This window comes from Paenibacillus shenyangensis (genome assembly GCF_000346635.1).
In the GTDB taxonomy this organism is placed as follows: domain Bacteria; phylum Bacillota; class Bacilli; order Paenibacillales; family Paenibacillaceae; genus Saccharibacillus; species Saccharibacillus dauci.
Genome location: NZ_AOIG01000033.1, coordinates 22184 through 37714 on the forward strand (window position 1 = coordinate 22184; position 15531 = coordinate 37714).

Consider the following 15531-nt stretch of genomic DNA (forward strand, 5'->3'; position numbering starts at 1 on the left):
AAGAGAGTATGGCAGATGCAGCACAGCAGAACCAACTGGAACTGAGTCATTTCAAAGGCAAGGATTTTGTGGAACTCAGTGATTATACGGCAGAAGAAATCAACTTTCTGATCGAACTGGCGATTGAGCTGAAGCGCAAGCAAAAAGCAGGAGAAAGCTATCGTCCGCTTGAAGGAAAAACGGTAGGACTGATTTTCGAGAAATCTTCGACACGTACGCGGGTTTCCTTTGAAGTAGGTACTTATCAGTTGGGCGGACATGCCCTGTTCCTCAGCAAAAATGATATCCAGATGGGACGCGGTGAGACCATTGCCGATACAGCGCGTGTTATGTCACGTTATCTGGATGGTATCATGATCCGTACTTTCGGGCATGAGAATGTAACGGAACTTGCAAAATATGCAGATATTCCGGTAATTAATGGACTGAGTGATCTCGGTCATCCTTGTCAGGTGCTGGCAGACTTCCAGACGATCGTAGAGCAAAAGGGCAAGCTAAAAGGGCTCAAACTGGCTTACATCGGTGATGGCAACAATATGGCACATTCCCTGATGATCGGCGGCGCACGAGTCGGCCTGGACGTGTATGTAGCGAGTCCGGAAGGGTATGAACCTGATCCTGCTGTGATCAAGCAGTGCGAGCAGCTGGCAGCCGAGAGCGGAGCGACGATCAAGGTAGTACGCGATCCGCAGGAAGCGGTTCAGGATGCGGATGTTATCTATACCGATGTATGGGCCAGCATGGGCTTCGAGGAAGAGCAGAAGATCCGTGAGCAAGCATTTGCCGACTATCAGGTAAACGAAGCACTCGTTAGCCATGCCAAGCCGGATTATATTTTCCTGCACTGCCTGCCAGCCCACCGCGGCGAAGAAGTAAGCGAAGGTGTAATCGATGGACCAAACAGCGTCATTTTCGATGAAGCGGAGAATCGTCTGCATGCACAAAAAGCCATTATGGCTGCACTGATCGGCTAAAAAAAATAAACAAATAAACCAATACAAAGTGAATCAGTAACTGGAGGAACCTACTTATGGCTAAAGATAAAATCGTACTCGCTTATTCCGGCGGTCTGGATACATCAATCATTCTGAAATGGCTCAAAGAAACCTATGATGCCGAAATTATTACCTTTACAGCCGATATCGGACAAGCGGACGAACTGGACGGTCTGGAAGAAAAAGCATTGGCTACCGGCGCCTCCAAAGTCTACATCGACGATCTGCGTGCCGAATTTGCCGAAGATTTCATTTATCCGATGTTCCAGGCAGGCGCGCTATATGAAGGACAGTACCTGCTTGGTACGAGTATTGCACGTCCGCTGATTGCCAAGCGTATGGTCGAGATTGCCCGTGCAGAGGGAGCGATCGCTATTGCTCACGGCGCCACCGGCAAAGGAAATGACCAGGTGCGCTTTGAACTGAATGCCGCTGCACTCGCACCGGAGATTCAGGTTATCGCTCCATGGCGTCTGGAGAAGTTCCGCGAAGACTTCCCGGGACGTGCAGAAATGATCGCTTATGCGGAATCCCATGGTATTCCGGTAACAGCTTCTGCGGCGAAGCCATACTCGACCGACCGCAACTTGCTGCATATCAGCTATGAGAGCGGTGTGCTGGAAGATCCGGACTTTGATGCAAGTGCAGAGAGCAACAAAGATATGTTCGTACTCAGCGTATCCCCGGAGGATGCACCGGATCAGCCGGAAATGCTGGAACTGCAATTTGAAAAAGGAAACTGTATCGCGCTGAATGGCCAGTCCATGACACCGCTGGAAGTGATGGAGAAGCTCAATGAGCTGGGCGGCAAGCACGGTATCGGTCGTGTCGATATGGTAGAGAACCGCTTTGTCGGCATGAAGAGCCGCGGCGTATATGAGACACCGGGCGGTACAATCCTGTTCACCGTGCATCGCAAAATGGAGTCACTGACGATGGACCGCGAAGTGATGAGTCTGCGCGACTCGCTGATTACCCGTTATGCGAATCTGGTCTACAATGGATTCTGGTTCGCTCCGGAGCGTCTGGCGCTTCAGGCACTCGTAACCGAGAGCCAGAAGAACATCACCGGTACTGTCAAAGTCAAACTGTACAAAGGCAATATCATCGCGGCAGGACTGAGCAGTCCAGTCAGCCTGTACAACCCGGATATTGCTACGATGGAAGCCGATCCGACCAATGCCTATGATCAGGGCGACGCGGCAGGATTTATCCAGCTGAACGCACTGCGTCTCAAGGTAAATGCAGGTGTACAGCAGGCAGCAGCACAAGCCAAACAGGGAGTGTGACCAACAGCATGAGCAAACTATGGGGCGGACGTTTTACCAAGCAAACCAACCATCTGGTGGAGGAGTACACAGCCTCTATCCATTTCGATAAAGCACTCGCAGAAGAAGATATCCAGGGCAGTCTCGCTCATGTTACCATGCTGGGCAAATGCGGCATCGTACCTGCAGAAGATGTAGAGACGATCAAAGCCGGTCTGAACAAAGTATTATCCAAGATTCAGGCGGGGGAAGTGCAATTCTCCGTCTCGGATGAAGATATCCATATGAATATTGAAAAGCATCTGATTGAGGAAATTGGCGCTGTCGGCGGCAAGCTGCATACCGGCCGCAGCCGTAATGATCAGGTAGCGACCGATATGCATCTGTATCTGCGCAAACGGGTCGTCGAGCTGGTCGGACTGCTGCATGCACTGCAGGAATCCCTGATCACCCAGGCGAAAAGCAATATGGATACAATCGTGCCGGGCTATACGCATCTGCAGCGTGCCCAGCCGATCCTGTTCCCTCATCATCTGATGGCTTATGTGTCCATGTTCGAACGGGATATTGACCGTCTCAAGGACAGCTACAAGCGTATCAACGTACTGCCGCTCGGAGCAGGTGCGCTCGCAGGTACTACATTCCCGATCGATCGTCATTTTGTTGCCGAACAGCTCGGATTTGATGCCGTCTATGAAAACAGTCTGGATGCGGTCAGTGATCGCGACTTTATCGTCGAGTTCCTGTCCGGTGCCTCGCTGATCATGACCCATCTGTCCCGCCTGAGTGAAGAACTGGTACTGTGGAGCAGCACCGAGTTCAACTTTGTGGAATTGGACGATGCCTTCTGCACAGGCAGCAGCATTATGCCGCAGAAGAAAAATCCGGATGTTGCCGAGCTGGTACGCGGCAAAACCGGACGGGTCTATGGCAATCTGATCGGTCTGCTGACCGTGCTCAAGTCCCTGCCGCTCGCTTACAACAAGGATATGCAGGAAGACAAAGAAGGCATGTTCGATACCGTAGCAACGCTGGAAGGTGCTCTGCAGCTGTTCGCACCGATGATCGCGACGATGAAGGTCAATACCAGCCGGATGCGTGAAGCGGTCAACAAGGACTTTTCCAATGCGACCGATATTGCGGATTTCCTCGTAGGTAAAGGTCTGCCTTTCCGTCAGGCCCATGAAGTTATCGGCAAAACGGTGCTGTACTGCATCCAGGAAGGCAAGTACTTGCTTGATCTGACACTGGACGAATTCCAGAACTTCTCACCACTGTTCGATGATACGATCTATCAGGTGCTGCAGCCGGAGACGGTTGTTAACGCCCGTAATGTATATGGCGGTACAGCAACTGTACAGGTAGAGCAGGCGATCGAACGTGCCGGAGGCAAACTCCAGCATACCGCGCAATGGCTGGAGCAGCATAGCTGATTGGAAGCGGCACAGCCGGTGATCTGATTATGAACAGTACGAATGGATAGTACGAATAGAAAGTACTATCAGTTCAAATGAAGACAATCATATACGCAGCAGAGTTACCACTCCTCCTATCTAACCGATAGGTGAGCAGTAACTTCCAAAGCAGCAGTCTCTTCGAGATTGCTGCTTTTTTTCTTCCCGATCATAAACGAATGATAGAAGTTCCCTGCAGGATCCTATGCAAAAAGTCATAATTGGCTGCTCGAAAATAAGAAATTTATATGACATCCCTAGCGAAGAATAAGACTATATATCTCCAATAAGATGAATTTTAAAAAGCAAATCGATGATCATTGTCTTCTGCAATGGAAATAAACAAAAGTCTATTAGTAAAACAACATCCACCTATTCTCTGTCTAGAGCAGCATTTTGCAATGTAATGAAAAGAAACACGAATGAAAGCAAGTGGGAGTAGGATATACAGAAATTAACAAATCAGAGAGTAGCAACTGACCATTTTATCTGTGATATCTGTTACAGTAACAGCCAGTACATTTTCAAATAACTGTAACAAGAAAAAACAGCAAATTGTATTGCGTATTCCCCAAAAACAGCTACAATGAAGTTGTGAATGTTAACGTTAACAATTTGAATTCAGACAGGCGATCATGGGAAGCACCAGCATACATTGCGAAGGGAATGACGAACATGGCTAAAACGTTTTTGGATGAGAATTTTCTATTGAACAGCGAGACTGCAATTCAACTGTATCATCAGACAGCTAAAGATATGCCAATTATTGACTATCATTGCCATTTGAGCCCTCAAGAGATTTTGGAAAATAAAACATTTAAAAATATTACCGAGGCTTGGTTGTACGGCGATCACTACAAATGGCGGGTCATGCGCGCCAATGGAATCGAAGAACGTTATATCACCGGAGATGCCGAAGATTATGATAAATTCCTGGCATGGGCACGTACGGTACCGCAGTTGATCGGCAACCCGCTGTATCACTGGACCCATCTGGAGTTGCAGCGTTTCTTCGGCGTACATGAACTGCTGAATGAACAGTCTGCTCCGGCAATCTGGGAAAAGGTAAACCAGCAGCTACAAGGACCGGGATTTGGAGCACGTGATCTGATCACCAAATCCAAAGTGACTGTGGTCTGTACTACAGATGATCCTGTCGATTCGCTGGAGTACCACGCTCAAATTCGCGAAATCAGCGGATTCGAGACAGCCGTACTGCCAAGTTTCCGCCCGGACAAGGCGCTGGAAGTCAACCGCGCGACTTTCAAGCCATGGCTGGAGAAACTGAGCGAAGTACATGGTTCCGATATACGTAGCTATGATGAATTCCTCGCTGCCCTGGAGAAAAGAGTACGCTTCTTCCATGAAGCCGGCGGACGCGTCTCCGATCATGCGATTGATAAAGTGATGTACGCAGATACAACAAAGGAAGAAGTCAGCGAGATCTTCACTCGTCTATTGGAACAGGGACAAGTGAGTCCAGAAGAAGAAGCCAAGCATAAGAGCTATACACTGGTCTTCCTGAGCAGCCTGTATGCGGAATTGGGCTGGGCAATGCAGCTGCATATTCACGCCCTGCGCAACAACAATTCAGTTGCTTTTTCCAAACTGGGACCGGACACCGGGTATGATTCCATCAATGATGGGGTAATTGCCCAGCCGCTGGTCTCCCTGCTGGATGCGATGGAGAATGCTGGCGGATTGCCGAAAACAATCCTCTATTCCCTGAATCCGAATGACTATCATGTACTGGCAAGTGCAGCGGGTAGCTTCCAGGGTGGAGGCGTTCCAGGTAAAATCCAGTTCGGTACTTCATGGTGGTACAACGATCATCGTGATGGCATCCGCGAACAGATGCGCATTCTCGGTAATCTGGGTGTACTGTCCCGCTTTGTCGGTATGCTGACCGATTCCCGCAGCTTCCTCTCATATACCCGGCATGAATATTTCCGCCGTCTGCTCTGTGATCTGCTGGGCAGCTGGGTGGAGAACGGCGAAGCGCCGAATGATCCACAGCTGCTGAGCAGCCTGGTAGAGGGAATTTGTTACAACAATGCCGAACAGTATTTTAACTTTCCTGCAGTGGTCAGCAGTCACTCTTGATTTAGAAGTCCGGACATTTCTTGCCGGATGCCAGCATATCCGCTGGTATCCGGGGAGAATCCGGCAAGTTCCATTTAATAATGTGAAATATTTCACTAATATCAATTAAAGGAAGTGTTACAGATGGGAGCAGCAGCATTAAAGCCTGTACAGGTCGAAGAACAGGCTACTACAGCCAAGATTAGTCTCAAGGAAAAAATATCCTACGGTATGGGCGACTTTGGAAACGGATTCATGTTCGACCTTGGGCAGCTGTATCTATTGAAATTCTTTACGGATGTTGCTGGTATACCGGCGATTGCAGCCGGTGGTATCTTTGCAGCTAGTAAACTGTTTGCGGCATTCTGTGATCCAATTGTCGGCTCTAGTATTGATTATCGCAAAAATATCGGACCGCGTGGCAAATTCAGACCTTATCTGATTATGGGCAGCATCGCACTGGCGATTCTGACGATACTTACCTTTATTTCACCTAATCTGTCGACTTCGGGCAAGCTGATCTATGCCTATGCTTCTTATATGATCTGGGGTATCGGCTATTCCTTTGTCAATATTCCTTATGGTTCACTGGGCGCAGCCATTACGCAGGATACGGTAGAGCGAGCCTCGCTGTCTTCTTTCCGCCAGGCCGGTTCGCTGGGTGCACTGTTCGTAACGAGTGTTATCGTCATGCCGATTATCGTGCATTTTGCCAATCCCAAAGTAGGGTATCCTGTTGTTATGGGGATTATGTCGCTGATTGGGGTAATCGCTTTCTTCTTCTGTTATAAAGGAACCAAAGAACGGGCTGTGAATCTGGCACCGCCAAGAGAAAAATTAACACCATGGCTAATCATTAAAACATTTATCAGCAACAAGCCTCTGCTGGTACTGGTACTGATGACCGTATTTACCATTTCGGCCTACAATATCAAATCTGCGATGCTGGTATACTTTGCACAGTATAATCTGGGTAACGTGGAATTGATGGCATACATGAACTTTATTATTATTGGTTCTTCCTTTATTGGGGTGCTGTTCCTGCCCAAGCTGGTCAAAAAGTTCGGCAAACGCAATACTGCAATGATTGGTCTGGGTGTCAGCGTCGTAGCAGATACGATTAACTTCCTTGCACCATCCAATGTAGTTTTGTTCACAATTCTGGCGAGTATTGCCTTTATCGGGATCAGTATTCCAAACGGGATTACATGGGCATTTGTATCGGATATTATCGATTATGGAGAATGGGAATCCGGTGAACGCAAAGACGGTATCACCTACTCATTGTTCAACTTCTCCCGCAAGCTGGCCCAATCGTTGGCAGGTACTTTGTCCGGTATTGGACTTGGACTGGTTGGTTATATTCCGAATGTAGCACAAAGCGCAGGCACACTGCTTGGGATCAAAGGTCTCCTCTGTCTGTATCCGGCGATCGCACTCGCTATTGCCATGCTGATTATCGGATTCATGTACAAACTTACCGACAGCAAGCACGAAGAGATCGTTGCCGAGCTGAAACTGCGCAATCAGCAGTAGAGCATCATACCAGGCATTTATAATGCAGCGAGAAAAAGCATAGCGCAGCAAGGCGGTTCTTATTATGGTCAATATGCATAGTATGGTATTCTTAGGGGAAAGCAGACGACACTTAAGCGTCTGATCTGTTCGGTATCGTCATTACAGGATGCAGCCGGATCGATACTCAAGTTACGGAAAAGGAAGGTATGCATATGGCGGCTACAATCAAGGACATTGCCAGACTCGCCAATGTCTCTCATACAACAGTATCTCGTGCACTCAATAACAGCCCGTTGATCAAGGAAGTAACCAAGCGCAAAATTATGGAGATCGCGCGTGAAGTGAACTATATTCCCAATTACAATGCCAAAAGTCTCGTGCTTCAGCGTTCCCATACGATCGGACTGTTTTTTACAAGTATCTCAACCGGTACAAGCAGCAGCTTTTTTGCGGCAACCATCCGGGGAGTGAATTCGGTGGTCGGTATCGGCTACAATTTGTTCGTACGCGGGATTGATGATTACGAGGATTTCTCTACGATTCACCGTAAGCGGTTTGATGGCATTATCCTGATGAGTCAGAGTGATGCAGATAACGAGTTTATCGAACATGTGCTGGAGCAGAATATTCCGCTGGTTGTGCTGAATCGACTGATTCCGGGAGGACACTTTGTCAATATCGTCTCCAATGACCGGGAGGGTTCCCGTGAAGCCGGACGATATCTGATTGAGCAGGGTCATGAGCGAATCGCTATTATTGAAGGTATCAAAGGATTCAAGTCTACCGAGCAGCGCCGGGCAGGATTCCTCGAAGCCATCGAGCAGAGCGGCAAAACGGTTCCGCAAGAGTATCAGATTGCCGGAGATTATACGACCGAGAGTGGTCACCAGGCAATGCGTCAGCTATTGCAGCTGCAAACGCCGCCAACAGCCGTATTCTGTTCCAACGATGATATGGCTATCGGAGCGATGAATGCTGCCTATGCACTGGGATACAAAGTGCCTGAAGATGTGTCGGTTATCGGATTCGATGATATCAACTTCGCCCGCTACACCAATCCTGCATTAACCACCGTCAAGCGGCCGGTTGAACAGATCAGCGCGCATGGCGCCGAGAAAATCATGGAACGGATCGAAGAAGATGCCAACCGGGAAGAACTGATTTTCCTGGAGACCGAACTGATGGAGCGGCAATCTGCAGCTGCCCGATCCGGCAGCTGAACCTATCAACCGAATTCTGCTCCAGTATCTGGTTCATAGAAAGCAACTACAGCAGTGCATTCACTGCTTACCACTTTCTATGAACCGGGGGAAGCAGCAAATTTCTTTTCTTTAAAAGTGTGATTTAATTCATTTTGTTAACGTGTGCATAAATTTAGAATAAAAGTATGAATAAACGGCTTGTTGAATCTGTATCTGCTCTGATCCTCCTCGATTCTGGCAGTCTCATCCGAGATTCGGCAAGCCTTGCTTTTTATAAGGAATACATGTGGGCAATGAACCAATTAACGGAGGCGATAATTATGCAACGACTGAATCGGAATACTCATCCGGCAGAGCGATATCCGGAGAAAGTACTGCAATTTGGAGAAGGCAACTTCTTACGGGCTTTTGCAGACTGGCAGATTGATCAGATGAACCGCAAAGCGGATTTTAATGGAGGCGTAGTCATTGTACAGCCGCTGGCGAACGGAATGGCAGAGCAGCTGAATGAGCAGGATGGGCTGTATACCGTTTATCTGGAAGGCATACAAAATGGACAGGCACTGCAGGAACATCAGGTGATGGAATGTGTCACACGGGGCATTGACCCGTATGCGCGTTATGAAACGTACGAAGAGCTGGCGTATCAACCGGAACTGCGTTTTATCGTCTCCAATACGACGGAGGCCGGTATCGCTTTTCAGCCGGAAGATCGACTGGAAGACCGTCCGCAGAGCAGCTATCCCGGCAAACTGACTGCGCTGCTGTATCGTCGGTATCTTCATTTCGGTGGGGATCGTTCCAAAGGGTTCATCATTATCCCGTGTGAGCTGATTGATCGCAATGGTGAAGTACTAAAAGATATCGTGCTTCAGTACAGCAAGTTATGGGGACTGGAGAGCGAATTTATCAGCTGGCTGGAAGAAGCCAATACATTCTGCTGTAGTCTGGTGGACCGGATCGTACCGGGTTATCCAAAGCAGCGTATGCCGCAAATTACCGCAGAACTCGGTTATGAAGATTCTTTTGTCGTAGTAGGTGAACCATTTCACTTGTGGGTGATCGAAGGACCTGCCTGGATTGCACAGGAGTTCCCGGCTGAAGCTGCGGGACTGCAGGTGAAGATCGTCGAAGATATGGCGCCTTACCGGACGCGCAAAGTGCGTATTCTGAATGGCGCACACACAGCGCTTACGCCGGTAGCCTATCTATATGGACTGGAGACAGTAGGACAGGCGGTAGACGACGAGATGGTGGGCAGCTTTGTCCGTGAACTGATCGATGAAGAGATTATCCCGACACTGGATCTGCCTGCCGAAGAACTGACTGCTTTTGCTGCAGCGGTGCTGGAACGATTCCGCAATCCGTATGTAGAGCATTATGTAATGAGCATCGCCCTGAATTCCATTTCCAAATTCAAAACACGGGATTTGCCTACATTGACTGCTTTTGTCGAAGAGCACGATAGACTGCCGGAAAGACTGACCTTCTCCCTGGCAGCCCTGATCGCCTTTTACCGTGGAGAGCGTGAAGGTGAGCCGATTCAATTGGCAGATAACAGTGCTGTTCTGGATTACTTCCGCCAGATCTGGTCACTATATCAGGATACCCCAGAAGATATGAAGCAGCTGGTAAGCAGTGTATTCGGACAGACTTCCTTTTGGGGGATGAATCTGAACGAAATACCGGGACTGACCGAGCAGACTAGTCGTTATCTGTACCAGATTCGTACAGAAGGTATCCGCCAGGCGCTGCGTGAGCTGATGACCCATGGTACATTGGCCGTCTAAATGCATATCCAAACAACAGGGAGGCTGTTACCGTGCTTGAGATGATACAGATTAATGAACAGGATAATGTAGTCGTGGCTCTGCGCGATTACCAACGTGGCGAGACCATTCCGGCAGGGGAGCGTCAGATTGTCCTGCAGGAAGATGTAGCCCGCGGACACAAGATTGCAATCGAAACGATCGAACCCGATCACAATATTATTAAATACGGTTATCCGATCGGTCATGCTCTGCAGCGTATTCCGGCAGGCAGCCATGTGCATACACATAATGCCAAGACCAACCTGACGGGTGTGGAGGAATATCGGTATGAACCGCGTACGTTTCCGATTCCCTACCGTATGGAAAATCGTACTTTTCAGGGTTATCGCCGGGTGAATGGAGAAGTAGGCATTCGCAATGAACTATGGATTGTGCCGACAGTCGGCTGTGTCAATGGGATCGCCGAGATGATCCTCAAACAGTTCCAGGCAGAACTGGATGATCTGGCTCCTTTTGAGAATGCACTGGTGCTCAAACACAGCTACGGCTGTTCCCAGCTGGGTGACGATCATCTGCATACCCAGACGATTCTGGCTGATGCGGTCAGACATCCGAATGCCGGCGGTGTGCTTGTACTTGGTCTGGGCTGCGAGAATAATATAATGGAAGACTTCAAAAAGGCGATTGGTGATTATGATGAGTCGAGAGTCAAGTTTCTCGTCTCCCAGACCGTATCGGATGAAGTGGAAGCAGGTGTGGAGCTACTTCGGCAAATTTACCAGAGTGCTTCGCAAGACCGACGTGAAGAGATTCCACTGTCCGAACTCCGAATCGGTCTGAAATGCGGCGGCTCCGATGGATTATCCGGTATTACCGCGAATCCGCTACTCGGCAAACTGTCGGATTATATGGCAGCCCAGGGCGGAACAACGGTACTGACCGAAGTGCCCGAGATGTTCGGCGCCGAGAAGATTCTGATGGAGCGTGCAGCCGATGAACAGGTATTCGGTAAAATTGTGCATCTGATCAATGACTTCAAACAGTATTTCCTGGATTACAAACAGCCGGTGTACGAGAATCCATCGCCAGGCAACAAAGCCGGAGGGATCACTACGCTGGAGGACAAGTCACTAGGTTGTACCCAGAAATCGGGTATGTCCACTGTACAGGATGTACTGCAGTACGGAGAACGGCTGCAAAAACGCGGGCTCAATTTGCTCAGTGCGCCAGGGAATGATCTGGTCGCTTCCTCGGCACTCGGAGCTGCGGGATGTCAGCTGGTGATTTTCACGACAGGCAGAGGCACACCATTTGGTTCGTTTGTGCCTACGATGAAGGTGTCCACCAATTCGCCGCTGTACGCCAACAAACCGCACTGGATCGACTACAATGCGGGGGTGCTGGTAGAAGAGACAACAATGGAAGATTGTCTGGCTGATTTTATCGATTACATTATCGAGGTAGCCAGCGGACGCTGGGTAAATAACGAGAAGAATAACTTCCGCGAGATTGCCATTTTCAAAAATGGGGTTACTTTGTAGCGTGTTGGTAAAAGAAGCATAATAATGATAAGACCTTGTACTGTGGGAACCTGATAAGCCGGAAGACATACGTCAATATTTCGAAAAACAAAAACAGTAAGAAAAGAAATCAAAAAAGAGAGGCTTTCTCTAGAGAGCGTCTCTTTTTTTGCGGGAATTGAGAATGAAGATTAGTATCTAAATATATTTTATGACCGATGGGTCATTTTATTAAAATTGTGTTAATATCAACATATGTATGATTAGATGTGATCACAAGACAATGGTGAAAGCAAAATAAGGAGTGTGTAACTATGGCTCAAAGGGCGGTAGCTCAAAAAAGCACGCTAAAAACCGGCTGGGTTGTAGCAGGACTGCTGCTGGGGATATTTATCGCATCAATCGACAACACGATTGTAGCGACTGCGATTGCGACGATTGTCGGCGATCTGGGCGGGTTTGATCAGTTTGTCTGGGTGACTTCTGCGTATCTGGTGGCTTCGCTGGCAGGGACACCGATTTTCGGTAAATTATCCGATATGTATGGTCGTCGTCGTTTTTTTATTTTTGGACTGGTGATGTTCATGATCGGTTCGATCTTGTGTGGCACTGCGCACTCGATTGTGGAGCTCAGTATTTACCGGGCGATTCAGGGAATTGGGGGCGGCGCACTCGTACCAATTGCGTTTACGATCGTATTTGATACGTTTCCTCCGGAAAAACGGGGCAAAATGACAGGTTTACTGGGAGCGGTATTTGGAATGTCCAGCTTGTTTGGTCCGCTGCTTGGTGCTTATATTACCGAGTATTTCAGCTGGCGGTGGGTGTTCTATATTAACGTACCTCTGGGCATTGTATCTTTGCTGCTGATCGTTATCTTTTACAAGGAATCCTTGGAACGTTCGCGTCAGAAGATTGACTGGGCAGGTGCGGGTCTGCTCGTTGGTGCAGTTGTATCCCTGATGTTTGCGCTGGAGCTGGGCGGCGGTACATACGCATGGGATTCGGTAGTGATTATCGGTTTGTTCATCTGCTTCGTTGTGCTCGCAGCCGCCTTTGTACTGGTGGAGCAGCGCGCGGCAGAGCCCATTATTTCGTTCCCGATGTTTCGCAAGCAGCTGTTTGCAGGCAGTGTAGCGGCATCCTTCTTCTATGGAGCTGCTTTTATTACGGTTACGCTTTATATTCCCATCTATGTACAGGGAGTCACCGGAGGAACAGCGGTGAACTCCGGTCTGACACTGATGCCGATGACAATCGGTTCGGTGATAGCTGCGATGATGGGCGGTTTTCTGGTCAATAAGATGCCTTTTCGCCGGATTATGCTGTTTTCGGCGGTTGTATTTGCGTTTGGTATGTACCTGCTGAGCCAGCTGACTGCAGATACGCCTACCTGGCTGCTGGTGACTGATCTGGCGATAACCGGATTTGGTATCGGATTTTCCTTTTCGGTGCTGGGAATCAGCGGGATTCAGGAATTTGATTTCCGGCAACGGGGAGCAGCCAATTCGACGCTTTCGTTTGTCCGCTCATTGGGCATGTCGATCGGCGTGACGGTGTTTGGGCTAGTACAGCGCAGTCTGCTCAGCGGCAGAATCAACGAACAGCTGGGCGCAGGTGGAGCGCAGCCGGCTGGTATGGATATCTCTGCTATTGATCCGAGAGCACTCTTGTCGGAAGAGATGCAGTCCCGGATACCGGAAGTTATCCTGGAAGCAATCCGTCAGGCATTGACGGTATCGGTTGCCGGGACGTTTGGATGGGCGATTATTCCAGCCATTGGCGCACTGATTGCTGTAGCATTGATGGGTGGGAGTCGCGCAATATCTTCCGATTCCTCTGCGCCCAAACCGAATACCAAATAGGGCTGAGCCCGTGAGCAGTCTGGGAAGACAGCAAAATGTCCGGTTTCATTGTCAAAATGAAATCGGGCTTTTTTTGATTCTGTGGATATTTTCGCGTTATTATAGTACTCAAGAGGTAACGAATTTGTTACAATAGAGATTGTTGAATTGTTCATAAATTTGGTCAAAACCTTATGATTATTGCGTTTCCCGTTACCTATGAAGCGAATGTTATTGTCATAATTGAACCTGTGCTTAGGAAGTGATGAATTGATAGAGATGCAAGACGTATGGAAAACGTACCCGAATGGTGCGCATGCCCTGCAGGGTGTTTCCGTAAAAATTGACCGTAATGAATTCGTATACGTGGTTGGACCTTCCGGAGCCGGTAAGTCAACCTTTATGAAATTGATGTACCGTGAAGAACAGCCGACCAAAGGACAGATTTCGGTAAACGGCTTTAATCTGAGCAAGCTCAAGCAGCGCAAGATTCCGCTGCTGCGCCGGAACATAGGCGTCATTTTCCAGGACTTCCGTCTGCTGCCCAAGCTGACCGCCTACGAAAATGTCGCTTTTGCCATGGAAGTTATTGAAGCGCCGAGACGGCAAATCAAGAAACGGGTCATGGAAGTACTGGACCTTGTCGGTCTGCAAAGCAAAGCCAATCGTTACCCGGACCATCTGTCCGGCGGGGAACAGCAGCGTATCGCGATTGCCAGAGCGATCGTGAATAATCCTTCGGTGATTATCGCGGATGAGCCGACAGGCAACCTTGATCCGGAGACATCCTACGGGATTATGCAGCTGCTGGACGAAATTAATTTCCGGGGGACTACGATCATTATGGCTACACATAATAGAGATATCGTCAATTCCATGCGCCGACGCGTACTGGCGATTGAGAACGGTATGATTGTCAGAGACCAGATCAGAGGGGAGTACGGTTATGAATTTTAGTACCTTCTTGCGGCACATGCGGGAAGGTTTCAGAAGCGTATTCCGCAACGGATGGATGTCGATAGCCTCTATCACCTCGATTATTGTGTCTCTATTTATACTGGGCGTATTTATACTGCTCGTTTTTAATGTTAATAATCTGGCAGATCAGGCTGATAGCCAGGTTGAAGTCAATGTATTCCTGGAACTGAATGTGAATCAGGATCTGCGTGAACAGCTGCAGGACGAAATCAGCAAGATGCCGGAAGTCAGTAATATCAAGTATATTCCCAAGGATCAGGGGCTGGAAGAACTGCGTAAGAATCTTGGCGAGGGTGGCGAGAACTTCCTAGAAGGCTACGCCAAAGATAACAACCCATTGCCGGATGCTTTCCGTGTGCAGGTAATTGAAGCGACAACGGTACCATTTGTTGCCCAAAAGATCGAAGCGCTTAATACGGAACATGTGGAGAAGCCGATTCTCAAGGTGCGTTATGGTGGAGAGACGGTACAGACTCTGTTCAAAGTAACCGCACTGATCCGTAATATCGGATTGATTCTGGTTGCTGCTCTTGCACTGATGGCGATGTTCCTGATTGCCAATACGATTCGCGTTACCATCCTGGCACGCCGCCGGGAGATCAGTATTATGAAGCTAGTAGGTGCGACCAATCAGTTTATCCGGTGGCCATTCTTTATCGAAGGGGCTCTGCTGGGCGGGATTGGATCGATTGTGACGATTATTATTTTATTTGTCGGGTACCATCAGCTGGTTGTCGCTTCGGTGACTTCACTCAATATGGCTTCCATGGTCACACTAATCCCGCTGCAGCAAATCTGGCTGTGGCTCGGTGGATTGCTGCTTGTACTGGGCATTGTGATCGGTGTATGGGGAAGTACGGTATCGATTCGCCGCTTCCTGAAAGTTTAATTCTATAAT

At 48.7% G+C, this 15531-nt stretch carries 11 protein-coding genes; all 11 read left to right on the top strand.

Annotation, left to right across the window (positions count from 1 at the left end; genetic code table 11):
- The first annotated feature begins 8 nt into the window (after positions 1-8).
- The 11 genes from argF to ftsX all read left to right on the top strand — a co-directional run bounded on the left by argF (position 9) and on the right by ftsX (position 15522).
- On the top strand, positions 9-974 hold the full coding sequence (gene argF / locus H065_RS0123120; protein WP_017815481.1) for an ornithine carbamoyltransferase: 966 nt from the start codon (positions 9-11) through the stop codon (positions 972-974).
- 56 nt (positions 975-1030) lie between these two features.
- Positions 1031-2284, top strand: coding sequence for an argininosuccinate synthase (locus H065_RS0123125; RefSeq protein ID WP_017815482.1), 1254 nt, complete (start codon positions 1031-1033; stop codon positions 2282-2284).
- 8 nt (positions 2285-2292) lie between these two features.
- Positions 2293-3696, top strand: coding sequence for an argininosuccinate lyase (gene argH, locus H065_RS0123130; RefSeq protein WP_017815483.1), 1404 nt, complete (start codon positions 2293-2295; stop codon positions 3694-3696).
- A 696-nt stretch (positions 3697-4392) separates the two neighbouring features.
- Positions 4393-5820, top strand: coding sequence for a glucuronate isomerase (gene uxaC / locus H065_RS0123135; protein ID WP_017815484.1), 1428 nt, complete (start codon positions 4393-4395; stop codon positions 5818-5820).
- 123 nt (positions 5821-5943) lie between these two features.
- Positions 5944-7335 (top strand): glycoside-pentoside-hexuronide (GPH):cation symporter, encoded by a 1392-nt coding sequence (locus tag H065_RS0123140; RefSeq protein ID WP_017815485.1) that lies wholly within the window; start codon positions 5944-5946, stop codon positions 7333-7335.
- Positions 7336-7529: 194 nt separating this feature from the next.
- Complete coding sequence (locus tag H065_RS0123145) at positions 7530-8537, top strand: LacI family DNA-binding transcriptional regulator (RefSeq protein WP_017815486.1); 1008 nt, start codon at positions 7530-7532, stop codon at positions 8535-8537.
- Between the two features lie 302 nt (positions 8538-8839).
- On the top strand, positions 8840-10309 hold the full coding sequence (locus tag H065_RS0123150) for a tagaturonate reductase (RefSeq protein WP_017815487.1): 1470 nt from the start codon (positions 8840-8842) through the stop codon (positions 10307-10309).
- 32 nt (positions 10310-10341) lie between these two features.
- The gene (locus H065_RS0123155) at positions 10342-11832 is read left to right on the top strand and encodes a UxaA family hydrolase (protein WP_017815488.1); all 1491 of its coding nucleotides are present in this window, start codon (positions 10342-10344) and stop codon (positions 11830-11832) included.
- A gap of 293 nt (positions 11833-12125) precedes the next feature.
- Positions 12126-13676: an MDR family MFS transporter gene (locus H065_RS0123160; protein WP_017815489.1), complete on the top strand. Its 1551-nt coding sequence runs from the start codon at positions 12126-12128 to the stop codon at positions 13674-13676.
- A 249-nt stretch (positions 13677-13925) separates the two neighbouring features.
- Positions 13926-14612, top strand: a complete 687-nt coding sequence (ftsE, locus tag H065_RS0123165; RefSeq protein ID WP_017815490.1) for a cell division ATP-binding protein FtsE — start codon at positions 13926-13928, stop codon at positions 14610-14612.
- Entirely contained in the window at positions 14602-15522 is a 921-nt protein-coding gene (gene ftsX / locus H065_RS0123170) for a permease-like cell division protein FtsX (RefSeq protein ID WP_017815491.1), read from the top strand. The genes ftsE and ftsX overlap by 11 nt, the downstream gene beginning before the upstream one ends.
- Positions 15523-15531: the final 9 nt, after the last annotated feature.

Bases quoted from the DNA above. Each gene is read 5' to 3' on its own strand.
- argH (WP_017815483.1), top strand. From the start codon at position 2,293: ATGAGCAAACTATGGGGCGGACGTTTTACCAAGCAAACCAACCATCTG.
- H065_RS0123125 (WP_017815482.1), top strand. From the start codon at position 1,031: ATGGCTAAAGATAAAATCGTACTCGCTTATTCCGGCGGTCTGGATACA.
- ftsX (WP_017815491.1), top strand. From the start codon at position 14,602: ATGAATTTTAGTACCTTCTTGCGGCACATGCGGGAAGGTTTCAGAAGC.
- H065_RS0123140 (WP_017815485.1), top strand. From the start codon at position 5,944: ATGGGAGCAGCAGCATTAAAGCCTGTACAGGTCGAAGAACAGGCTACT.
- H065_RS0123145 (WP_017815486.1), top strand. From the start codon at position 7,530: ATGGCGGCTACAATCAAGGACATTGCCAGACTCGCCAATGTCTCTCAT.
- argF (WP_017815481.1), top strand. From the start codon at position 9: ATGGCAGATGCAGCACAGCAGAACCAACTGGAACTGAGTCATTTCAAA.
- uxaC (WP_017815484.1), top strand. From the start codon at position 4,393: ATGGCTAAAACGTTTTTGGATGAGAATTTTCTATTGAACAGCGAGACT.
- H065_RS0123160 (WP_017815489.1), top strand. From the start codon at position 12,126: ATGGCTCAAAGGGCGGTAGCTCAAAAAAGCACGCTAAAAACCGGCTGG.
- H065_RS0123150 (WP_017815487.1), top strand. From the start codon at position 8,840: ATGCAACGACTGAATCGGAATACTCATCCGGCAGAGCGATATCCGGAG.